Here is a 21,578-nt window from a genome sequence, read left to right on the forward strand (position 1 = left end):
GGGCGGGCGGTTCTCCCCCCGGCCGCCCGCCCCTCGGCCACTCCCGCGACACGCGAAAGGACACCCGGCCATGGCCACCCTCACGCTCGAGGCGCCGCAGACCGCGCCCCCTGCCTCGCCGCCGAGGCGTCGCCGCGACAGCGGTGCGATCTCGCGCTTCATCGAGCGCAACGGCGCCTACCTCTTCCTCTTCCCGGCGATCGCCTACCTGGCGATCTTCACGGTCTTCCCCCTGATCCGCGGCGTGCTGCTGTCGTTCACGGCCACCAAGCTCGTGAACCCCTCGGGTGGGCGCCCGGTCGGTCTCGAGAACTACGACTACCTGCTCTCGAGCGACAAGTTCTGGACCTCGGTCGCCACGACCCTCCTCTACACGCTCTTCACCGTCGTGTTCTCGGTGGCGATCGGCACCGCCGGCGCCCTGCTGCTCAACACCGCGTTCAAGGGCCGGGGCATCATCCGCGCGATCGCGACGATCCCGTGGGCCGTGCCCACCGTCGCCGCCGCCCTCATCTTCGTGTGGATCTACAACAACGAGCAGGGCATCCTGAACCGCACCACCAGCGCACTGGGGCTCGGAGAGCACGGCTGGCTCGTCGATCCGCAGTACGGGCTCTTCGCCGTCACGCTCGCGACGGTCTGGAAGCTCACCCCGCTCGTCATGCTCGTGATGCTCAGCGCCCTGCAGAGCGTGCCGCACGAGCTGCGCGAGGCGACCTGGGTCGACGGCGCAACGCGTTTCCAGTCGTTCCGCGCCGTCACCCTCCCGCACATCATGCCGACCATCCGCGTCATCACGCTGCTCATGACGATCTGGTCGATCCGGCGCTTCGAGATCATCTTCCTCATCACCGGCGGCGGACCGCTCGACGTCACCAACACGCTCGTGGTGAACGTCTACCGCACCGCCTTCCAGGACCAGAACCTCGGGCGGGCCGCCGCGATCGGCGCCCTCGGCCTCGTGCTCTCGCTGCTGGTCACGGTCGTCTACTTCATCGTCGAGCAGATCCAGGAACGTCAGGAGAGCCAGCGATGACCACCGTGCGCATTCCCACCGACCTCCCGCGCCGCCGCGGCGTCGCCGCCAAGTTCGGCAGCCTCGGCAAGGCCGCGCTGATCACCCTGCTCGTCGTGTTCGCCGGATTCCCCGTCTACTGGATGCTGTCGACCTCGCTCGGCACGGAGGCCTCGCTGTACGGCGGATCGCAGCCGCTCGTGCCCGAGGTGCAGAACATCGGGCAGTGGGGCGGGTTCCTCGCCGACATCCCGATCTTCCGCTGGCTCGGCAACTCCTTCGTGATCGCCGCGGGCACCACGATCCTCAGCCTCGTGCTGGCGACCATGGCCGCCTACGCGCTCAGCCGCTACAAGTTCCACGGCCGCGGTGTCGCCGGGTTCATCTTCTTCAGCACCCAGATGCTGCCCGAAGCGCTGATCATCGTGCCGCTGTACGCGATCTTCGCCGGGGCCGGGCTGCTCAACAGCCACTGGGGCCTCGTGCTCGCCGACACCGCGTTCGTGATGCCGGTGGCGATGTTCATCATCAAGAGCGGCATCGACAAGATCCCCTACGAGATCGAGGAGTCGGCGCGCATCGACGGATGCTCCCGCCTGCGCATCCTGACCACCATCGTGCTGCCGCTGGTCATGCCGAGCATCGCGGCCGCCTCGGTCATCGCGTTCTTCGACGGCTGGAACGAGTTCATGTTCGCGAACACGTTCATCTCGTCGAGCGATCTGTGGCCGGCATCCGTGGGTCTGTCGTCGTTCCTCGGCCAGTTCTACACGCCGATGAACGTCGTGATGTTCTGCGCCCTGCTGTTCGCCCTGCCCGCCATCATCTTCTTCCTGTGGGCGCAGCGCGGCATCGTGTCGGGGCTGACCGCCGGATCCGTCAAGGGCTGAGCGCCCTGCAACCTGGAGTATCGAAAGACATGTCTGAAGGATTCGACCCGCTGTTCTCCGTGCGCGACAAGGTGGTGGTCGTCACCGGCGGCTTCGGCCAGATCGGCGCCGAGTTCGTGCGCGAACTGCACGGGCGCGGTGCCCGCGTCGCCGTCACCTCCCGCCGCGAGGTGGCCGACCCGTCGGCGGAGCTCGGCATCGCCGACCCCGACGGCCGGCTGCTCGCGGTCGCGATGGACATCACCGACCAGCAGAGCGTGGATGCCGGATTCGACCGGGTCCTCGAGACCTGGGGTGTGCCGACGGTCGTGGTCAACAACGCGGGCCTCGACACCCAGCCCAGCGCGCCGCCCGAGGTCTCGGGCCCGTTCGAGCAGTTCCCCGCCGAGGTGTTCCGCGAGGTGGTCGACACGAACCTCGTCGGCACCTTCCTCGTCACCCAGGCCGCCGGTCGTCGGATGCGCGACGCCGGACTCGGCGGCTCGATCGTCAACGTCGGATCGATCTACGGCATGGTCTCGCCGGTGCAGGACATCTACGCCTACAAGGCCGAGCAGACCGGCATCCCGTTCATCAAGCCGGTCGCGTACTCGGCCGCGAAGTCGGGCCTCTACAACCTCACCCGCTATTGCGCGACCTACTGGGGGCGCGCCGGCATCCGCGTCAACACGCTCACGCCCTCGGGTGTGCGCCGCGACACGCAGGACGCGACCTTCCAGGCCAACTACACCGCCCGCATGCCGATCGGGCGGATGGCCGAGGCGAACGAGTTCAACGGCGCCCTGGTCTTCCTCGCCTCCGACGCCTCGACCTACATGACCGGGTCGAACGTCGTCGTCGACGGAGGGTGGACGGCGTGGTGAACGACCTGCTGGGTACGCGGCTCTTCATGGCCGCCGTCACCCCGATGCGCTCCGATGAGAGCGTCGATCACGCAGCGCTCGCCGCGATGCTCGACGGCGACATCCGCCGGGGCGTCGAGGGCGTCTACGTGTGCGGCTCGTCGGGGGAGGGCGTGCTGCTCTCGGAGGCCGAGCGCATCGCGGTCGCCGAGACCGCCGTCGCCGCCGCCGCGGGCCGCGTGCCCGTCGTCTCGCACGTGGGTGCGATGTCGACCGGTGAGGCGGTGCGCATCGCGCAGGCGGCGAAGGATGCCGGGGTCGGCGCGATCTCGATGATCCCGCCGCTCTACTACGGCTACTCCACCGACGACGTCGTGCGGCACTTCCGCACCGTGATCGATGCCGTCGACCTGCCGTTCGTGCTCTACAACATCCCGCAGTTCACCGGCCGCGACATCTCGGAGGGCGGCTTCGACGAACTGCTCGCCCTGCCGCAGGTGATCGGCGTCAAGCACACCTCGCGCAACCTCTACGGCGCCGAGCGCATCCTGCACCGCTACCCGCACCAGACGCTCATCAACGGGTTCGACGAGTTCTACCTTCCGGCGCTGTCGATCGGTGCGCGAGGAGCGATCGGCACCACCGTCGCGCTGCAGATCGAGCTCTTCCTGTCGCTGCGCCGCCGGTTCGAGGCGGGCGACCTCGCCGGGGCGCGCGCCGTGCAGGTGCGCATCAACGACACGGTCGAGGCGATGGTCGAGGTCGGCGTCTTCGGCGCCGCGAAGTACCTCGGCGGCAAGGCATCCGCCCTGTCGCTCGGCGACTGCCGTTCGCCGCTGCCGCGCCTCGACGACGCCGCGCGCGCCCGACTCGACGAGGTGCACGCCCGCCTGCAGGAGCACATCGCGACGACCGCCGCCGAGGACGCCGCCTGACCCTGCGCGCGTGCATCGATCGGTGCGAAATGACGGTTCTCGTGCGCCATGACCGACGCTTGGCACCGATCGATGCACGGGCGGGGCGGATAGGGTGAAGCATCCGGGCAGCAGAGGGCGGGACATGACCACGATCTACGACGTCGCGTCGCGCGCCGGAGTGTCACCGGCGACCGTCTCGCGCGTGTTCAACGGCACGAAGGTCTCGCCCGAGAAGGTCGAGGCCGTGCGCCGTGCGGCCGCCGATCTCGACTTCACGCCCAACCGTGCCGCCCGCAGCCTGCGCACGCAGACGTCAGAGGTGATCGCGCTCGTCATCCCCGACATCGAGAACCCGTACTTCACCGAGATGGCCCGCGGTGTCGAAGACGTCGCGAGCGAGGCGGGGTACTCGGTCGTGCTCTGCAACTCCGATTCGCAGCCCGACAAGGAGTCGACCTACCTGCAGATCGCCATCGCCGAGCACATGTCGGGCGTCATCATCGCCGCGGCTTCCGACGCGACGAACCTCGACAGCATCCTCGCGACCGGTCGCCCCGTTGTCGCGGTCGACCGCGCCACGCGCTACGACCTCGACGGCGTCGTGATGGCGAACCGCGAGGCGGGCATCGCGGCGACCGAGTCGCTGATCGCCGCGGGCTACCGCCGCATCGCCTACATCGGCGGGCCGGAAGACATCGACACCGCCGCCGATCGTGCCGCCGGGTGGCGGCAGGCGCTGACGGATGCCGGGCGCGAAGCCGACATCGCGGCACTGCAGCGGTTCGCGACGTTCCGGGTGGACGGGGCGCGGGCGGCGATGGAGGAGCTGTTGGCGCTTCCCGAACCGCCGGATGCCGTCGTCGCCGGTAACAACCTCATCGGCGTCGGTGCGATCCAGGTGCTCACCGAACGCGGGCTGACCCCGCCGCAGATCGGCGTCGCGGTGGTGGGATCGCTCCCGTTCACGACGCTGTCGCCCACGGCCGTGAGCCTCGTGCGCCTGCCCGCACGGCACATGGGCGTGACGGCCGCCCGCATGCTGCTCGAGCGCATCGCCGGCGACGCCCAGCCCGCCCGCACGGTCGTGCTGCGCGGCGAGACCCAGCGCGCGAGCTCGACCCGCTAGTCGCCGGCCCTGCAACTGGGTCCCTGAGCTTGTCGAAGGGTCCCGCCCGGGGATGCTTCGACGGGCTCAGCACCCCAGGGCTGGGTGTCTCGGCTACGCCTGACTACGCAACCACAGATTCCACTTGCGATCTGAAATCGATTTCACATATCCTGAAACCGAGCGTGATCAAGGAGGACCACCATGCGATGCACCCTCGGGGTCGACGTCGGCACATCCAGCACCAAGGGCGTGCTCACGGCATCCGACGGCACGATCCTCGCCACCGCCACCCGCGCGCACGACGTCTCGCGTCCGCGCACCGGCTGGGTCGAGATGGATGCCGCGATCTGGTGGGACGAGTTCGCCTCGATCGCCCGCGAACTGATCGCCGCCCACCCGGATGCCGAGATCTCCGCCGTCGGCGTCAGCGGCATGGGACCGTGCATCCTGCTCGCCGACGAGAACGACGAGCCCGTGCGCCCCGCCATCCTCTACGGCGTCGACACCCGCGCGACCGCGCAGATCGAGCGCATCACCTCCGACCTCGGGATCGACGAGATCACCCGCGTCGGCGGCTCGGTGCTCACCTCGCAGGCGGGCGGCCCGAAGATCGCGTGGATCGCCGAGGAGGAGCCGGATGCCTGGGCGCGCGCCCGTCGCCTGTTCATGCCGGCGTCGTGGCTCGCCCGCAAGCTCACGGGCGCCTACGTGCTCGACCACCAGTCGGCCAGCCAGGTCTCGCCGCTCTACGACATCGAGAACGAGCGCTGGCACGCTCCGTTCTGGGGCCGCTACGCGACCGCGATCGTGCAGCCGCGCCTCGCCTGGGCGGGCGACATCGCGGGAACGGTGACGGCGCAGGCATCCGAGATCACCGGCATCCCGGCCGGCACCCCCGTCATCACCGGCACGATCGACGCCTGGACCGAAGCCGTCAGCGTCGGCGCGCACGAGGTCGGCGACCTCATGCTCATGTACGGCACGACGATGTTCCTCGTCGCGACGGGTGAGGAGACCCTCCGCACCCCGTCGATGTGGACCACCGCCGGCGCCTTCCCCGGCACCCGCAATCTCGCCGGCGGCCTCTCGACCTCGGGCGCGCTGACCGCGTGGCTCGCAGACCTGACGGATGCCGACTACCCGCAGCTCCTCGCCGAGGCCGAGGCATCCGGGGCCGGCGCCCGCGGCCTGCTCGTGCTCCCGTACTTCGCGGGGGAGCGCACCCCGATCCAGGACCCCGACGCCCGCGGCGTCATCGCCGGCCTCACCCTCGAGCACACCCGCGGCGACCTGTACCGCGCGGCCCTCGAGGCGACCGCGCTCGGCGTGCGCCACAACGTCGAGACCATGCGCGCGGCCGGCGCCGACATCCGCCGCATCGTCGCGGTCGGCGGCGGCACGCAGGGGCGGCTCTGGCTGCAGGTCGTCTCCGACGTCACCGGTCTCGTGCAGGAGGTTCCAGCGACCACGATCGGGGCGAGCTACGGCGCGGCCTTCCTCGCCGCGGTGGCCACGGCCGACGAGCCGCCGCTGATCACCGACTGGAACCCGGTGACCGACACGATCACCCCGAACGCCGATCTGCGCACGACCTACGACACCCTCTTCGACCGGTACGTGCGCCTGTATTCGGCGACGGCCGACGTCGTCCACGAACTCGCCGCCGACCAGCGCGGCGCCACCCGCTCCACGACCACCGCATCCACCCCCGCATCGGAGGAATCATGACCTACACCCTGCCGACCCCGGCATCCCGCCCGGCATCCGCCCCGAAGACCGCGTACCTGATCGCCTCGGGCGACCTGCGCGAAGCCGCCAACACCGGCGGCTGGCCCGTGCAGGTCGAGCTCGAGGCGGGCGTCACCGGCGTCTTCAACGACCTCGGCTGGACGGTGATCCGGGCCAACGACGTCGACCCCGCCACCGGCCACGGTTTCATCTCGAGCCAGCGCATGGGCCTCGAGGTCTTCAAGAACATCCCGACGGATGCTCCGCTCATCGTCGCCGAGGCCGTGTGGCAGTACTCGCACCACGTGCTCGCCGGGCTCCGCACGCACCAGGGGCCGATCCTCACGGTCGCGAACTTCGCGGGCGACTGGCCCGGACTGGTCGGTCTGCTCGGGCTGAACGCCGGGCTCACCAAGATGGACAAGCCCTACGCCTCGATCTGGTCGGTCGACTTCACCGACGAGTGGTTCAAGAACGGCATCAAGGAGTGGACCGAGACCGGCGCCATCACCCACGACGCCTCGCACGTGCGCCCGCTGCCCGAGCTGCCCGACAGCCCCGAGAAGCAGCTGGGCGAGGCGCTCGCCGCCGAACTGCTCGCCGAGAAGGCCATCATCGGCGTCTTCGACGAGGGCTGCATGGGCATGTACAACGCGATCTTCGACGACGAGCTGCTCAACCAGACCGGCATCTACAAGGAGCGCCTGTCGCAGTCGGCGCTCTACGCCGAGATGCTCGAGGTCACCGACGACGAGGCGAACGCCGCCTACGACTGGCTGATCGACGCCGGCATGACCTTCGTCTACGGCGAGGATGCCGCCACCGAGCTCACCCGCGAGCAGGTGCAGTGGCAGCTCAAGATGTACATCGCCGCCCTCCGCATCGCCGACGATTTCGGGCTCGACGCGGTCGGCATCCAGTACCAGCAGGGACTGAAGGACCTGGTTCCGGCGTCCGACCTCGCCGAAGGCATCCTGAACTCCACCGAGCGCCCGCCGGTCACCTCGCGCGACGGCTCGCGCGTGCTGCACGAGGGCCGCGCGTTCCCGCACTTCAACGAGGCCGACGAGGGCGTCGCGGTCGACGCGCTCGTCACCGACCGGGTGTGGCGCGCTATGGGCCTCGTGCCCGACAACACCCTGCACGACGTGCGCTGGGGCGAGGACTACGACGGCCAGTTCGTGTGGGTCTACGAGATCTCGGGCTCGGTCCCCGCCTCGCACCTCGGAGGATGGCAGAACGCCGAGGGCTGGCGCCAGGGCCACGTGTTCTTCCCGGCCGGCGGCGCCACGATCAACGGCGTCTCGAAGCCCGGTGAGCTCGTTCTCTCGCGCGTGTTCATCGCCGACGGCATCCTGCAGGCCGACATCTTCCGCGCATCCGTCGTCGAGCTGCCCGCCGAAGAGACGCAGCGCCGCAAGGACGCCACGAACCCGGAGTGGCCGATCGCCCACGTCGTGCTGCACGGCGTCTCGCGCGACCAGTTCATGGCCCGCCACAAGGCGAACCACGCCCAGACGGTCTACGCGCCCGACGCCGAGACCGCCGACAAGGCGCTCGTCGCCAAGGCCGCGATGTTCGCCGGCATGGGCATCAAGGTCAACCTCGTCGGAGACGTCGCGGTCTGATCCCCGGAGGGGCGAGGGGCGGATGCTTCGGCATCCGCCCCTTTCGTGTGTGCATCGATCGTCTCGCGTGTGCATCGATCGGTGCATAATGCCGGTTATCGGAGCGGATGACCGACGTTTCGCACCGATCGATGCACCCGACGGGCCCGCTCAGACCTCCGTGTTGCGCGACACGTACGCCGTGCGCTCCACCACCGGCCGCACCAGCTCGGTGATGCCGCGCCGTTCCAGAAGCGCCGCGTCGTCGGCATCCCGCGACGTCACGAACGCGGGGTCGGCGCCGGACTCGCAGGCATCGACCCAGGCCTGGAAGATCGAGCCGCCCGGGCTCATCGCCCCGCGGCTGATCGGCGTCTCGTCCTCGTCGACCTCGACCACGATGCCGAGCGTGCGCTTCGGCGCCGGGCGGCGTTCGCGAAGCTCGGGGATGAGCTCGGCGAAGCGGCGGCCGATCGGCTTGGCGGTGCCCGTCTGGTCGACGAGGCCGAGCGTGTACTCGAGGTCGGGGAAGTCGGCGAGGTCGCGGCTCACGTCGTGCGAGCACCACCACGTCACGCCCCACAGGTCGTCGGTGCGGGCGACCGAGCGCAGCGTCGCCTCGAGGAAGTCGGGGGTCTGCTCGGGGGTGAGGCAGTTCGACGGCGCCCCGACCTCCTGCAGCCAGATCGGCTTGTGCGGGTCGGTCGCGAACGCGCGCGCGAGCTCGATCATGTACTCGGCATGACGATCGGATGCCGTCGACCGCCCGCCGTACTTCTGCGCGGTGCCGTTGAAGATCCACGAGTGCACGGTGGTCATCGCGCCGAGCCGTGAGGCCAGTGCCGGGGTGAAGCCGTGCCCGTCCATGTACCAGGCGGCGTCGTACTCGCTGTGCACGTGGCGCTGCGCGGGCGCGGATGCCTCGGCCGCATCGAGCAGCGTCGTGATCCAGTTCGCGGCCTCGGCCTCGGTGACCGGCCAGGGCGAGGGATGCGTCTGCGCCGAGAACTGGTTCGTCTCGTTGCCGAGCGTGAAGCCCAGGAAGTTCCGGGCATCCGTCAGTCGCTCACCCAGGCGTGCGACGAGCTCGGCCTGCCCGCTGAGCGCCTCGGGGTGCGTGAACATGTTCTTGTCGTGCCAGGTGAACAGCCACGACGGGATGAAGTCGAAGCTCGACAGGTGCCCCTGGATCACGTCGACGCTCGCGTCGAGTCCGAACTCCGCGGCGACGTCGACCACGGCGCGCACATCGTCGACGGCTTCTTCGCGGATGAGCGTGCGGTTGGGCTGCAGCACCGTCCACAGCGGGAAGATGCGCAGGTGGTCGAGGCCGAGATCGGCGAGGGCGGCGAAGTCGCGGCGCACCTCGTCGAGGTCGAGCGACATCCACGCGTGCATCCACTTCGATCGCGGCGTGTAGTTGGCGCCGAAGCGCAGGGGGTCGGCGGGGGAGAGGGCGACGTTGTCCATCCGGCCAGCCTAGCCACGGCATCCGTGCGGTCGCCGACCCCGGTGACGTGCGGTCAGTGAGGAACGCCCGGGGCTACCGCGCGCCGGAGAACGCCGCGAAGTCGGCGTACGACACGTCGGCGTAGGCGCGTGCCCAGTCGAGGATCGCCTCGCCGACCACGCGTCCGCCGCCGATGTAGCCGGCGACCTCGGTGGCGGTGACGCACTGGCTGTGCGCGCGGGCGATCACGGCGGCGCAGGCCTGCGCGTAGGTGACGAAGGGGCCGTCGTCGAGCTCCTCGACCTCGACCCCGCCCTTCATGTCGTGGAACTGCCGCACGTAGTAGTCGGCTGCCGGTCCCCGCAGGTGGCCGAGGAACGGGTCCGACACGGCCTGGAGGATCCGCTGCATCGCGACGACCCGTGCTCCCTCGCCGTGCTCGTCGATGATGTGCTGGAGTCCCGCGGGTTGATCCACCCGTCCGTACTCGACGAGCACGCTCTGCGAGGCCTGCTTCGGCTGCATCAGCAGGGTGCCGCCGGTGCCGTCCTGGAACAGCACCAGGTAGCAGCGCGTGCCGACGCTCCCGACCCCGACGACTCGGCGGGCGACGTCGCTGACGTCGAAGTGCTCGAACAGCAGCGCGATGTCGGCGCTGGCGTTGCGGCGGTACTGCATGACGAGCTCGTGCACGATCGCGAGCACCTCGGGGCCGACCGGGCTCGTGGTGGGCTCCTGGTGCACGAAGCGGCGGCGGCCCGCGGCATCCGTCTCGGTCAACCGGCGCACGGCGCGCTCGCCGGTGCGGCGCTGGGCCTGGCGCACGGCCCCGCGGATCGCCTTGCGGGCGGCCGGATCGAGCAGCCCGCGCGAGGATTCGACGTCGAAGTGCGTGAAGTAGCGCGCGGTCGGGGTGAGCCGGGTCGCCCGACGGATGCCGCGGACGTACGACGCGACGGCCGCCCGCACCGCCTCGTCGATGACCTCGTCGCTGCGTCCCGTGGCCCGTCCGCCGACGACGATGCTCGCCGCGAGCCGCTTGACGTCCCATTCCCAGGGCGCCCACGCGGCCTCGTCGAAGTCGTTGAGGTCGAACATCAAGCTGCGCTCGGCCGAGGCGTAGAACCCGAAGTTCGACACGTGGGCATCGCCGCAGGACGCGACGAGGATGCCGGAGTGCGGGGCATCCGCGAGGTCGGCCGCCATGAGCGCCGCCGTGCCGCGGTAGAACGCGAAGGGGCTCGCCGCCATGCGTTCGGTGCGCAGCGGCACCAGTTCGGGGATGCGGCTGCGGTTCTGGCGATCGAGGATGCCGAGGGGATCGCGGGGCGTCGTGGCGAGCGCGGCGAGGGCGCGGCGCGGGGTGCGCTTGCGTGATCGGGGGCGTCCAATCCGGGGTCATGGGGTCATTGTGGCAGTCGGGCGGTGCATACGCGTGAGAGATTTGAGGGATGATCCGTGCCGCCGACCTCCGAGGGGCGGATGCCGTCGCCGTCGGGCGCCTCGTCGAGGACTACCTCCGTCAGACCGAGAGCGAGAAGGTCGCCCACGGTGCGGCGCCGGCCCCGGCATCCGATGCCCTGCCCGACGCCTACCGCCGCGAGGTCGACGACCCGGCGGATGCCTACGGCGACTGCCGCGTGTTCGTCGCCGAGCTCGACGGCGAGGTGGTCGGGGTGGTGGTGCTGCGACCCGATGCCGAGGGCGTCGAGATCAAGCGGCTCTGGGCGTCGCCCGAGGTGCGGGGCCGGGGTGTGGGATCGGGGCTGCTCGACGCGGCGATCGCGGCCGGCTCCGGCGACGTGCGCCTGTCGGTCTGGGACTGGCGGGACGACGTCATCCGCCTCTACGAGTCGCGCGGGTTCGTGCGCGTGCCCTCGTGGGATGCCCGTCCGGCCCTCGTCTGCATGCGCTTCTCTCCTCGTGAGGGGTCATGACACGCCGCACCGGAACCTCGACGCGCGGCGTGTTCTGACCCCTCGCGGCACGGGAATCGGGCTTTCGGACCCGCCGCTGCGGTGGCACGATGGCGCCATGACCACCGTCGACGACGTCCGCGCGATCGCGCTCGCGCTCCCCGGCGCGCAGGAGAGAGTGGGCGGGCATACCGGCGAGCCCGCGTGGCGCGTGTCGTCCGGCCAGTTCGCGTGGATGCGCGGTCCCCGCGCCACCGATCTCGCCCAGCTCGCCGCCCTCGACCGCACCTGGCCCGACGGCGACGTGCTCGGGGTGCGCGTCGACGGCCTCGACGAGAAGGAGGCGTTGCTCGCGGCCGAGCCCGTGGCGCTCTTCACCATCCCGCACTTCGACGGCTATCCCGCCGTGCTCGTGCGCCTCGACAGGATCACCGGCGAGCGTCTGGCCGAATTGATCGCGGATGCCTGGCTCACCCGCGCGCCCGCCCGCGTCGCCCGCGCGTGGCTGGCCGAGCGCGGCCTGGAGGCCTGACGCGCGCGCGTCAGGCCGGCGGTAGGCGCAGCACGTCTGGGGACTCGCCGCCGGTGAGGTCGTCGGCGATGCGGATGCTGCGCGCCAGATCGTCGAGTGCACCGTCGAGGGTGCCGAAGCGCTCGCGCTCGCTGCAGATCGCGGTGAGGGTGACGAGGTGCGTCCCCGTGTCCCACGTGTACGTCGTGAACGGCGGGGCGCTCGGCGACGGCGGCATCGCGACGACGAGCTTCTCGCCGGCGCCGAGGGCCGAGCGGAACGAGACCGTGTCGTCGTACTCCATCGGCATCGACGCCCGCGCGATGCGCACCTCGGGGGTGAGTTCCTGCGTCGTCGCCATCGCGACGACCAGCTCGGGGTCGGCCTTCCACGTCCACACCAGCACGCGCCCGTCGGCGCGCTTCATGAGCATGGGGGCGGCCTGGCTCATCATCCACGCGCCGAGGCGCGACCCCGGCCGCTCGGTCGCGCCCAGGGCCGCGTTCGCCTGGCCCAGCAGCATCCGGATGGCCGCCTTGCGGTGGCGTCGGCCCTTCCAGCCCAGCGAGTCGGTCACGGGGATCCACAGCGAGGGGTCGGCATCCGCAGTCAGGCGCATGCCTCCACGGTAGACGGTGTTGCCGATGACAAACCTTGTCAACGCGACTATCGTTGACGGTATGGCCACGATGAACGTCTCCCTCCCCGATCCGCTCAAGCGCTTCGTCGAGGAGCAGTCGTCCGAGCGCGGCTTCGGGACGAGCAGCGAGTACGTTCGCGATCTCATCCGCCACGAGCAGGAGCGCACGCAGATGCGCGCGCTGATCGTGGCGGGGATGACGTCCGGTCAGGGATCGGAACTGAACGCCGACTACTTCGACGGTCTGCGTGCCGGTCTCGATGAGGGTGAGACCACCGCCTCGTGACCTCGAAGAAGGTCGTCACCACGCGAATGGCCGACGACGACATCCGGGATGCCGTGGCGTATCTGCGACGATCTGCGGGGCGCGACGTCGCGGCCCGGTTGATCGATGCGTTGGAGAGCACCGTGTCCCACATCGGGGACTTCCCGGCGATCGGTTCATCGCGCTTCGCAGTCGAGACGCGAATCGCGGAGTTGCGTGACGTCGCACTGCATCGATTCCCGTACGTCGTGTTCTACACCGACGATGTCGACGCGGTTCGCATCCATCGCGTGCTCCACAGCAGCCAGGACATTCCGTCGGTCTTCGCTCGGCCGTAGCAGGCAGGCGTGTCGAGGTGGGCCGTTGCCGGGAGGATGCCGGTGGGCCTCGAAGCCCCGCCCAGGGGCCTCGGGTAGAGTTGCCAGCGCCCTCCGGGGCACCCCTGGCCGCGAACCGTAAGGCAGCATGTCTGTTTCTCCCACCGACCCGACCAGCGCACCCGACACCGGGGAGCGACCGCTGCGCATCCTGATCGGCGCCGACACGTTCGCGCCCGACATCAACGGCGCCGCCCGCTTCGCCGAGCGTCTGGCCGCCGGTCTCGTGCAGCGCGGCCACGACGTGCACGTCTCGGCTCCGAACCAGGCGTACCGCCGCTCGAAGCCGCACATCGAGATCATCGAGGGCGAGCGCATGACCCTGCACCGGCTGCCGTCGGTGCGCTGGGCGCCGCACGACTGGCTGCGTTTCGTGTGGCCGTGGCGTTCGAAGCACTGGGCGCGCACCGTGCTCGACCGGGTCAACCCCGATGTCGTGCACATCCAGTCGCACATCGTGATCGGCCGCGGCCTCGCCCGCATCGCGCGCCAGCGCGGCATCCCCGTGATCGCCACGAACCACGTCATGGCCGAGAACATCCTCGAGCACACGACGATGCCGGATGCCGTCAACCGCTTCATCACGAAGCACGCGTGGGCCGACGCCAAGCGCACCTTCGACATGACGCGGGCGGTCACCACGCCCACCCGCCGGGCCGCCGACTTCCTCGAGAGCACGGTCGCGGTGCAGAACGTGATCCCGGTGAGCTGCGGCATCGATCGCTCGCAGTACACCCCGGTGATCGCCCCGCGCGAGAAGAACCGGATCGTGTTCGTCGGGCGTCTCACGGCCGAGAAGCAGATCGACGTCATCCTGCAGGCCATGACCAAGCTCGACCCGGCGCTCGACACCACCTTCGACATCGTCGGCGGAGGCGACCAGCGCAAGCAGCTCGAGAACCTCGCGAACCAGCTCGGCCTCGGCGACCGGGTCACCTTCCACGGCCGCACCTCCGACGACGAGCTGAGGATGCTGCTCTCGCGGGCGAGCCTGTTCGTGATCGCCTCGATCGCCGAACTGCAGTCGATCGCGACGATGGAGGCCATGGCCTCGGCGCTGCCGATCGTCGCCGCGGATGCCGTCGCGCTGCCGCACCTCGTGCACCACGGCGAGAACGGCTACCTGTTCGAGCCCGGCGATGCCGACGCGCTCGCCGCGCGCCTGACCGACGTGCTGACCGCCGAGCCGGCCGAGTACGCGCGCATGCAGCAGGCGTCGCTCGACGGCGTCGCGATCCACGACATCAATCGCACCCTCGACACCTTCGAGGCGCTGTACCGCGACGCCCCTCTGCCCGAGTGACGCGCATGCACGTCGTGTTCTTCGGCGACCAGCACCTCGACTCGCTCGGTGGGGCGCAGGTCTCGATGCGACTGCAGCGGGAGTTCCTCGAAAGAGCCGGGCACACGGTCACCGTCGTCGCGCCGCGCATGCACGGGCCACGGGCGGCGGCCGGGGCGACGGATGCCGCGTACCTCGACCTGCCCTCGATGCCGATCACGCTCGACCGCGAATACTCGATGACCTGGCCGGGGCGGGCGACCGACCGCTTCCTCGACCGTGCGATGACCACGCGCCCGCCCGTCGATCTCGTGCACGTGCAGGCCGATTTCTGGGGCGCGTTCATCGGTCACCGCTACGCGCAGCGCCACGGCATCCCGGTCGTGCACACGATGCACAATCGCGTCGATGTCGGGATCGCCGCCGTCACCCCGCTGCACCGCCCGGTGCTCGGGGCGTTGAACCTGTGGCGCCGCGCGGCGCTGCGCGGGATCGGTCGGCCGGTCGGCGGCGGCGACGGCTGGGCGTTCCTGCGCGGGCTCGCGGCCGGGGCATCCGCCGTCACCGCACCCTCGACGCACTTCGCCCGCCGCCTCGAGCAGCACGACGTGTTCGATGCGGTCGACGTGATCTGGAACGGCATCGACGACGACGTGCGCGCCGCCGTGCTCGCCGACCGCGCGCATTCGGTTGCTGAGCCTGTCGAAGCACGGATGTCGGGACGCCCGCGGTTCGTGTGGCTCGGGCGCATGAGCCCCGAGAAGCGGCTGCTGCCGTTCCTCGAGGCGTGGAACGCGGCGGGCATCGACGCCGACCTCGAGATCATCGGCGGAGGAGGGCAGCGTGCGGCGGCCGAGAAGCTCGTCGCCGGACGCCCGGGCGTGCGCTTCGCCGGGCGCCTCACCTACCCGCAGACCCTCGCCCGCATCGCCGCGGCCGACGCGCTCGTGCAGACGTCGATCGGGTTCGAGACGCAGGGCATGACCCCGTTCGAGGCCGCGACGCTCGGCACGCCTTCGATCATCAGCGACCCCGACATCGCCGCCGAGCTCGGGGGCGGGTTCTGGGCGGTGGCCGACGCAGACCGTGAGGAGCCGGCGCGCGTCGCGGCGCTCGCCGAGACGCTGCGGGTCGCGGCATCCGATATCTCGGCCGGCACGGCACCCACCCCGCTTCCCGCGGTGGCCGAGGCGTTCCGCCAGTCGTCGCGCACCGCCGCGATGATCGAGGTCTACGAGCGCGTGCTCGCCGAGAACTGATTCGCCGAGACACCATTTCGGCCCCGCGGCATCACGTCAGGCGTGGTGTCTCGGGGCCGAGATGGTGTCTCGACGCGCGCCCGCTTACAGGAACGCGTAGAACAGGCTGGAGATCCAGCCGAGGATGATGCCCAGCAGCTGCACGCCGCCGACGCCGATCGCGACCCCCGCGAAGACCTGGCCGCCGGGGCGCCGCACCGCGATGAGTCCGAGCACGAGGGCAGCCGCGCTGGCGAGGAACGTGACGACCCCGAACAGCAGGGTGAAGATGCCGTAGCCGCCATCGCCGTAGCCCGAGTAGTAGCCGATCGACGACAGCAGGAACGGCTGGATCAGCACCTGCAGCGCGCCGATCGCGGCGACCGCGAGGGCGATGATGAACGCGACGCGCGCGAGGGTGTTCGATGAACCGGCGGCGCGCGCCGGTGCCGGGCTCGCGCCGTATGCGGGCTGCTGCGTGGCGGCGTAGGAGGCGGCACCCGGGTGCGGGTAGGCGCCCTGCGGGGCGGCCTGACCGTAGGGCTGCGCTTGCTGCTGCCCGTATGCCGGTGCCTGCTGCGGTGCCTGCTGGCCGTACGGCGGCGCGGCCGGGTACTGCGGGTCGGCGGGAAGAGCGGATGCCGCCGGCGGAGCGCTCGGGAACTGCTGCTGCGGCGGGTTCGTGGCGTTCCCGTTCGGGGGCGTGGGGGGAACGGGAGGCAGCTGCGGGTCGCTCATGGCTCCGAGCGTAGTCGTCCGAGCGGCCCGGCGGGGTGAACGGTTCGGGACGGCCCTTCGACGAGCTCAGGGACCCAAGATCCGGCGGACGGCGCGAGGAACTGGGTCGCTGAGCCTGTCGAAGCGCCCCCGCGAACGGGTGCGTCAGCGGTAGACGTGGCCGGACTCGGCGCGTCGCAGGGGTTCGCGATCGACGACGCGGGTCCAGTCGGTGGGGGTGGCGCGGTATCCGTCACGGCGCAGTTCGACGACCGTGGCGACGAGAGCCCAGAGGGAGAGGGCGGCGAGGAGGATGAGGAGTACCATGGCAGAAACGCTACGGTCGACGTAGATCCGCCACGAGTGGCAGGATGGACGCATATCGTATGAAATCTGCCATTCGGGAGTGCGCATGAAGACAGTCGCCTGCATCGTCCAGGACGGGTTCGCCCCGTTCGAGTTCGGCCTCGCGTGTGAGGCCTTCGGGCTCGACCGATCGAACGACGGCGTTCCGAACTTCGACTTCCGCGTCGTCGCCCCGCGTCCCGGCGTCGTGCCCTCCAAGCTCGGCTTCTCGCTGAACGTCGAGCACGACCTCTCCTTCGCCTACGAGGCCGATCTCGTCGTGTTCTGCCCGGTTCCGCGGGAGTACTGGGACCGCATCGATCCGCTGCTGCTCGACGTCGCCCGCGATGCGGTCGCCCGGGGCGCCTGGGTGCTCACGATCTGCAGCGCCTCGTTCATCCTCGGGGCCGCGGGAGTGCTCGACGGTCGTCGCGCCACCACGCACTGGATGTACTCCGAGATCATGGCCTCGATGTACCCGGAGGTCGAGGTCGACCCCGACGTGCTCTTCGTGCAGGACGGTCGCATCATCACCAGCGCCGGCACCGCCGCGGGCATCGACGCGTGCCTCCACCTGCTGCGGCAGGAGCTCGGCGCCGAGCTCACCAACCGCATCGCGCGCCGCATGGTCGTGCCGCCGCAGCGCGACGGCGGGCAGGCGCAGTTCATCGACCGTCCGATCCCGGTCGTGCCGAGCGACTCGCTCGCCGCGGTCGCCGACTGGGCCCTCGAGCATCTGCGCGACGAGCTCGGGGTCGATCAGCTCGCGGCCCGCGCCCTCATGTCGCCGCGCACCTTCGCCCGCCGGTTCAAGGCCGAGTACGGCGCGACTCCGGCGGCCTGGCTCGCGCGACAGCGCATCATCCACGCCCAGCGGATGCTCGAGCGCACCGACTTCCCGCTCGATCGCATCGCCGACGAGTGCGGCTTCGGCTCGGCGGCCGTGCTGCGCCAGAACTTCGCCCGCGTGCTCGGCCTGACGCCGACCGCCTACCGCGCCCGCTTCTCCTGCGCCGACGACGAGGTGCCGGCCGCCTGAGGTTGCACCCTCGGGAGGAGATCTCGCCTTCGGCAGGATGCATCCGCTGTTCCGGTCCTGCGGAGCCCGTGTTCTCCTGCGCAGCACGTGCGTGGTGGGGCCCTTCGACAGGCTCAGGGACCCAGTATTCGATTCTGGGTCGCTGAGCCTGTCGAAGGGCCCCCGCCAGAGCCCGCGTCAGAGGGCGCGGGTCGTCGACCGCTCGACGAGAGAACAGGGCAGCAGCACGTGCGCGGCATCCTGCTCGGGCGATGCCAGGCGTGAGAGCAGCAGCTCGACCGCGCCGTGCGCCATGTCGAGGATCGGCTGCCGCACCGTCGTGAGGTCGAACGCCTGCCACGACGACATCGCCACGTCGTCGAAGCCGAGGATCGAGACGTCCTCGGGCACGGCGACGCCGAGCGCGGTGGCCGCGTTCAGCGCTCCGAAGGCGACGAGGTCGTTGTGGCAGAAGAGCGCGGTGGGCGGCTCGGGCAGCTGCAACAGGCGGGTCGTGGCGTCGAAGGCGCGCGTGTAGTCGAGGTCGGCGACCTCGAGCAGGTCTTCGTCGAAGGAGACACCGGCGGCGGCGAACTCGAGCAGGAAACCGCGGTGCCGGTCGTTGACGGATGCCGCGCCCAGGGGCCCCGAGATCACGCCGATGCGCCGGTGGCCGAGGTCGAGCAGGTGCCGGGCGGCGATGCGTCCGCCCTCGAAGTTGTCGGGTGAGATGGAATCGGATGCCGGGGCGGCGCCCGGGCCCATCGTGACCGAGGGCACGCCGAGCGAGACGATGCGCCCCTCGTCGTCGGGGGAGAGCAGCGTGGTGGTGAGGATGACGCCGTCGACGTTGGTCTCCCAGAGCGTGCGGGCGAGGTCTTCGGTGGTGTCGGCGCGCCCCGAGAGGATGAGCGTGCGGTAGCCGGCGTGGTTGAGCTCGCCGCTGATGGTGTGCAGCAGTTCGGCGTAGTAGCTGTTGCGCGGGTCGCCGAGCACGACGCCGATCGTCTGCGTGCGGCTGGTGACGAGGCTGCGGGCGCTGAGGTTGGGACGGTAGCCGAGCTTCTCGATCGCCGCCTCGACCTTGGCGCGGATGTCGTCGGACACCCCTTCGCGCCCGTTGACGATGCGCGAGACCGTGGTCTGCGAGACTCCGGCCGCTTTGGCGACATCGATGCTCGTGACACCGCGGGACTTCGGCGGCATGGGATCTCCTCTGGGCGTGCCGGGACTCCCATGCTAGACGGCGCGGGGCGGCGATGACTACGCAACCCTCGGTGCGGCCCCTCCCGCGTCGCGCGAACGCGGCCCGGAATGTCGCCGAACGTCGGTCAGGCGTGCCAGTGCGCGGGCGAGGGCAGGGTGTGATCGCGCACGTCGACGCCCGACGGCGCGACGGATGCCGTGGCGTACAGCAGCGACTGCGTGGGGTAGCCGTGCGGGCGGTTGTCGCGGATGATCGCGCGGTCGTCTTCGGGGGAGAGTTCGGCGCTCTCGGCGAGGAGGGCGGTCCACTCGGTCACCCAGTCCGCGCTCTCGGCGGCCGGAGAGAGCGCGCGGAATCTCGGCAGCCAGGTGCGGATGCGCGGGGTCACCGCATCGTCGAGATCGTCGTGGGCGATCATGTGCGTGCCGGCGGCGACGGGCGTGGTGCGCAGCTCGGCGCCGTCCCACGAGAGCACCCGCGCTCCCTCGGGTCCGACCTCGAGCAGGTTGAAGCCGTGCATCGGCAGCGGTCCCTCGGGTGAGCGGCCCGCGACCGACTCGAGGGCGAGCGATCCGCGCGAGACGGCGCTGTCATCGGGCAGCTCCTGCACGTCGGCGCGGTTGAGCAGCACGGCGAGGCGTCGGCGCTGCGGATCGACCGCGAGCCAGGCGCCGCCCGCACGACGGTCGCGGATGCCGATCACGCCCGGGTACTGCTCGGGCCACCACGGGCCCAGGGCATCCCACTCGCGCTGCGGGTCTTCGTCACGCACCGCCAGCAGTCTCACCGACGCGGCATCCTCGACATCGATCACGACCGTGCACACGCTCTCGATCCTATGCGCGCCGTTGGGCGGAGGTCTCGTCGTCGGGCGGACTTTTCGGGGCGAGGCATCCGCCCGACGCGGAGTTCTCCGCCCGCTGGGGAGGAGAACTCTCGCTCCGAGGGGAAGGGAGGGCGGATGCTTCCTGCAGAAGGCGTGTTCTCCTCCGCTGCGGGGCCCTTCGTCTCGCTCCGCTCGCTCAGGGGGCGCCGCTCGCTCAGGATCAGGGCCCCGGTTCCTGAGCGAGGAGCGCAGCGACGAGACGAAGGGCGTCCGGGCGGAGTTCTCGTCGTTCGGCGGACTTTTCGGGGCGAAGCATTCGCCCGACGCGGAGTTCCCCGCCCGTTGGGGAGGAGAACTCTCGCTTCGAGGGGCCGGGAGGGCGGATGCTTCCTGCGGAAGGCGTGTTCTCCTCCGCTGGCGCCCCGCACCCCGGATGCTGCGGCAGAATCGAAGCGTGAACATCGTCGTCGGAGTCACGGGCGGCATCGCCGCGTACAAGACGGTGCACCTCGTGCGCCTCCTCATCAAGGCCGGTCATGACGTGACCGTCGTGCCCACCGAAGACGCGCTGCGCTTCGTCGGCACCCCCACGTGGGAGGCGATCAGCCGGCATCCCGTCACGACGAGCGTGCACGACGACGTCGCCCGCGTACGTCACGTCGCTCTGGGGCAGGCCGCCGAGCTCGTGATCGTCGCGCCGGCCACCGCGAACACGATCGCGTCGATGACGGCCGGGCTGGCGAGCGACCTGCTCGGCACGACGCTGCTCGCCACCGAGGCTCCCGTGCTGATCGCGCCCGCCATGCACGCCGAGATGTGGCGGCATCCGGCGACGCAGTCGAACATCGCGACCCTCCGCGAGCGAGGCGTGCACCTGGTGGGTCCCGCCGACGGCGAGTTGGCCGGCGGAGACAGCGGGCCGGGGCGGATGTCGGAGCCGGAGGAGATCTTCGCCGCGGCCCAGGCGCTGCTCGCTCCCGGCGATCTCGCGGGCCTTCGTGTCGCCGTCTCGGCGGGCGGCACCCGGGAGCCGATCGACCCCGTGCGCTTCCTCGGCAACCGTTCGAGCGGACGTCAGGGCACCGCACTCGCTGCGGAGGCCGCCGCCCGCGGTGCCGAGGTCACCCTCGTCGCCGCGCACATCGATGCCGCGATCCTGGCGTCGGCGCGGCATCCGTCGGTCGCGATCGTTCGCGTCGGAACGGCGGCCGAACTCGGAAGCGCGATGAAGGATGCCGCGGCGACGGCGGACGTCGTGATCATGGCCGCCGCGGTCGCCGACTACCGACCCGCGCGCGCCGCCGACCACAAGCTCACGAAGGAGGAGGGGGTGCTCGATCGCGTCGACCTCGTCGAGAACGAGGACGTCGTCGCCGCGCTCGCCGCTCTCCGCGCCGAGGGGCGTGCGCCGACGGGGCAGACGATCGTGGCGTTCGCCGCCGAGACGCTGACGGATGCCGAGCAGCGCCGCGAGCGCGCTCGCCGTAAGCGCGAGCGCAAGGGCGTCGACCTGCTGGCCGTGAACCTGGCGGATGCCGAGAACGGCTTCGAGCGCACCGACAACGCGGTCGAGATCATCGGTGAGGGCGGGGCGGTCGTGGCCGAGGCATCCGGGACCAAGCGCGAGGTCGCGGGCGCGATCTGGGATGCGGTGCGGATGCTGCGCTGATGAGGGCATT

General features: G+C 70.6%; 22 protein-coding genes. 15 read left to right on the forward strand and 7 right to left on the reverse strand.

What is annotated here, in order from left to right; all coding sequences use genetic code 11:
• Window positions 1–70: 70 nt before the first annotated feature.
• The 7 genes from WFJ97_RS11625 (at window position 71) to WFJ97_RS11655 (ending at window position 8,128) form a co-directional block, all read left to right on the forward strand.
• On the forward strand, window positions 71–1,036 hold the full coding sequence (locus WFJ97_RS11625; RefSeq protein WP_336641600.1) for a carbohydrate ABC transporter permease: 966 nt from the start codon (window positions 71–73) through the stop codon (window positions 1,034–1,036).
• Window positions 1,033–1,905 carry a carbohydrate ABC transporter permease gene (locus WFJ97_RS11630; protein ID WP_247624344.1) on the forward strand — a complete coding sequence of 291 codons (873 nt, stop codon included), beginning with the start codon at window positions 1,033–1,035 and terminating at the stop codon, window positions 1,903–1,905. The genes WFJ97_RS11625 and WFJ97_RS11630 overlap by 4 nt, the downstream gene beginning before the upstream one ends.
• A gap of 29 nt (window positions 1,906–1,934) precedes the next feature.
• Complete coding sequence (locus WFJ97_RS11635; protein ID WP_247624345.1) at window positions 1,935–2,768, forward strand: SDR family oxidoreductase; 834 nt, start codon at window positions 1,935–1,937, stop codon at window positions 2,766–2,768.
• A complete protein-coding gene (locus WFJ97_RS11640; RefSeq protein WP_336641601.1) occupies window positions 2,762–3,682 on the forward strand; it encodes a dihydrodipicolinate synthase family protein in 921 nt (306 codons plus the stop codon). Before WFJ97_RS11635 ends, WFJ97_RS11640 begins: the two co-directional genes overlap by 7 nt.
• A 124-nt stretch (window positions 3,683–3,806) precedes the next feature.
• A complete protein-coding gene (locus tag WFJ97_RS11645; RefSeq protein ID WP_336641602.1) occupies window positions 3,807–4,790 on the forward strand; it encodes a LacI family DNA-binding transcriptional regulator in 984 nt (327 codons plus the stop codon).
• Window positions 4,791–4,973: 183 nt separating this feature from the next.
• Window positions 4,974–6,500: an FGGY-family carbohydrate kinase gene (locus WFJ97_RS11650; protein WP_247624348.1), complete on the forward strand. Its 1,527-nt coding sequence runs from the start codon at window positions 4,974–4,976 to the stop codon at window positions 6,498–6,500.
• Entirely contained in the window at window positions 6,497–8,128 is a 1,632-nt protein-coding gene (locus WFJ97_RS11655) for a fucose isomerase (protein ID WP_336641603.1), read from the forward strand. Before WFJ97_RS11650 ends, WFJ97_RS11655 begins: the two co-directional genes overlap by 4 nt.
• 150 nt (window positions 8,129–8,278) lie before the next feature.
• On the opposite strand, the gene WFJ97_RS11660 is transcribed toward WFJ97_RS11655, so the two are convergent.
• Entirely contained in the window at window positions 8,279–9,577 is a 1,299-nt protein-coding gene (locus WFJ97_RS11660) for a glycoside hydrolase 5 family protein (protein ID WP_336641604.1), read from the reverse strand.
• Between the two features lie 73 nt (window positions 9,578–9,650).
• Window positions 9,651–10,829 carry a DUF2252 domain-containing protein gene (locus WFJ97_RS11665; protein WP_442928416.1) on the reverse strand — a complete coding sequence of 393 codons (1,179 nt, stop codon included), beginning with the start codon at window positions 10,827–10,829 and terminating at the stop codon, window positions 9,651–9,653.
• A 179-nt stretch (window positions 10,830–11,008) separates the two neighbouring features.
• Between WFJ97_RS11665 and WFJ97_RS11670 the strand changes: the two genes are divergently transcribed.
• Together WFJ97_RS11670 and WFJ97_RS11675 are read left to right on the forward strand one after the other, a co-directional pair.
• The gene (locus tag WFJ97_RS11670) at window positions 11,009–11,494 is read left to right on the forward strand and encodes a GNAT family N-acetyltransferase (RefSeq protein ID WP_336641605.1); all 486 of its coding nucleotides are present in this window, start codon (window positions 11,009–11,011) and stop codon (window positions 11,492–11,494) included.
• A gap of 97 nt (window positions 11,495–11,591) precedes the next feature.
• A complete protein-coding gene (locus WFJ97_RS11675) occupies window positions 11,592–12,005 on the forward strand; it encodes an MmcQ/YjbR family DNA-binding protein (protein WP_336641606.1) in 414 nt (137 codons plus the stop codon).
• A 10-nt stretch (window positions 12,006–12,015) separates the two neighbouring features.
• Here WFJ97_RS11675 and WFJ97_RS11680 read toward each other — a convergent pair whose 3' ends face one another.
• Window positions 12,016–12,603: a hypothetical protein gene (locus WFJ97_RS11680; protein WP_336641607.1), complete on the reverse strand. Its 588-nt coding sequence runs from the start codon at window positions 12,601–12,603 to the stop codon at window positions 12,016–12,018.
• Window positions 12,604–12,664: 61 nt separating this feature from the next.
• Between WFJ97_RS11680 and WFJ97_RS11685 the strand changes: the two genes are divergently transcribed.
• The 4 genes from WFJ97_RS11685 (at window position 12,665) to WFJ97_RS11700 (ending at window position 15,807) form a co-directional block, all read left to right on the forward strand.
• Complete coding sequence (locus WFJ97_RS11685) at window positions 12,665–12,910, forward strand: ribbon-helix-helix domain-containing protein (protein WP_247957041.1); 246 nt, start codon at window positions 12,665–12,667, stop codon at window positions 12,908–12,910.
• Window positions 12,907–13,227, forward strand: coding sequence for a type II toxin-antitoxin system RelE/ParE family toxin (locus WFJ97_RS11690; RefSeq protein ID WP_247957040.1), 321 nt, complete (start codon window positions 12,907–12,909; stop codon window positions 13,225–13,227). The genes WFJ97_RS11685 and WFJ97_RS11690 overlap by 4 nt, the downstream gene beginning before the upstream one ends.
• Window positions 13,228–13,354: 127 nt before the next feature.
• Complete coding sequence (locus WFJ97_RS11695; protein ID WP_247624355.1) at window positions 13,355–14,569, forward strand: glycosyltransferase; 1,215 nt, start codon at window positions 13,355–13,357, stop codon at window positions 14,567–14,569.
• 5 nt (window positions 14,570–14,574) lie between these two features.
• The gene (locus WFJ97_RS11700; RefSeq protein WP_336641877.1) at window positions 14,575–15,807 is read left to right on the forward strand and encodes a glycosyltransferase; all 1,233 of its coding nucleotides are present in this window, start codon (window positions 14,575–14,577) and stop codon (window positions 15,805–15,807) included.
• 84 nt (window positions 15,808–15,891) lie between these two features.
• Here WFJ97_RS11700 and WFJ97_RS11705 read toward each other — a convergent pair whose 3' ends face one another.
• Complete coding sequence (locus tag WFJ97_RS11705) at window positions 15,892–16,524, reverse strand: hypothetical protein (RefSeq protein ID WP_336641608.1); 633 nt, start codon at window positions 16,522–16,524, stop codon at window positions 15,892–15,894.
• A gap of 144 nt (window positions 16,525–16,668) precedes the next feature.
• Window positions 16,669–16,830, reverse strand: coding sequence for a hypothetical protein (locus tag WFJ97_RS11710; protein ID WP_336641609.1), 162 nt, complete (start codon window positions 16,828–16,830; stop codon window positions 16,669–16,671).
• 85 nt (window positions 16,831–16,915) lie between these two features.
• On the opposite strand from WFJ97_RS11710, the gene WFJ97_RS11715 reads away from it, so the two are divergent.
• Window positions 16,916–17,887: a GlxA family transcriptional regulator gene (locus tag WFJ97_RS11715; RefSeq protein ID WP_336641610.1), complete on the forward strand. Its 972-nt coding sequence runs from the start codon at window positions 16,916–16,918 to the stop codon at window positions 17,885–17,887.
• Between the two features lie 177 nt (window positions 17,888–18,064).
• Here WFJ97_RS11715 and WFJ97_RS11720 read toward each other — a convergent pair whose 3' ends face one another.
• Window positions 18,065–19,072, reverse strand: coding sequence for a LacI family DNA-binding transcriptional regulator (locus tag WFJ97_RS11720; RefSeq protein ID WP_247633685.1), 1,008 nt, complete (start codon window positions 19,070–19,072; stop codon window positions 18,065–18,067).
• Between the two features lie 125 nt (window positions 19,073–19,197).
• On the reverse strand, window positions 19,198–19,899 hold the full coding sequence (locus tag WFJ97_RS11725) for an NRDE family protein (protein ID WP_336641611.1): 702 nt from the start codon (window positions 19,897–19,899) through the stop codon (window positions 19,198–19,200).
• Window positions 19,900–20,353: 454 nt separating this feature from the next.
• On the opposite strand from WFJ97_RS11725, the gene coaBC reads away from it, so the two are divergent.
• Window positions 20,354–21,568, forward strand: coding sequence for a bifunctional phosphopantothenoylcysteine decarboxylase/phosphopantothenate--cysteine ligase CoaBC (coaBC, locus tag WFJ97_RS11730; RefSeq protein ID WP_336641612.1), 1,215 nt, complete (start codon window positions 20,354–20,356; stop codon window positions 21,566–21,568).
• Window positions 21,569–21,578 lie beyond the last annotated feature (10 nt).

Origin of the sequence: Microbacterium sp. USHLN272, from assembly GCF_037149655.1 — a bacterium.
Taxonomy (GTDB): domain Bacteria; phylum Actinomycetota; class Actinomycetes; order Actinomycetales; family Microbacteriaceae; genus Microbacterium; species Microbacterium galbinum.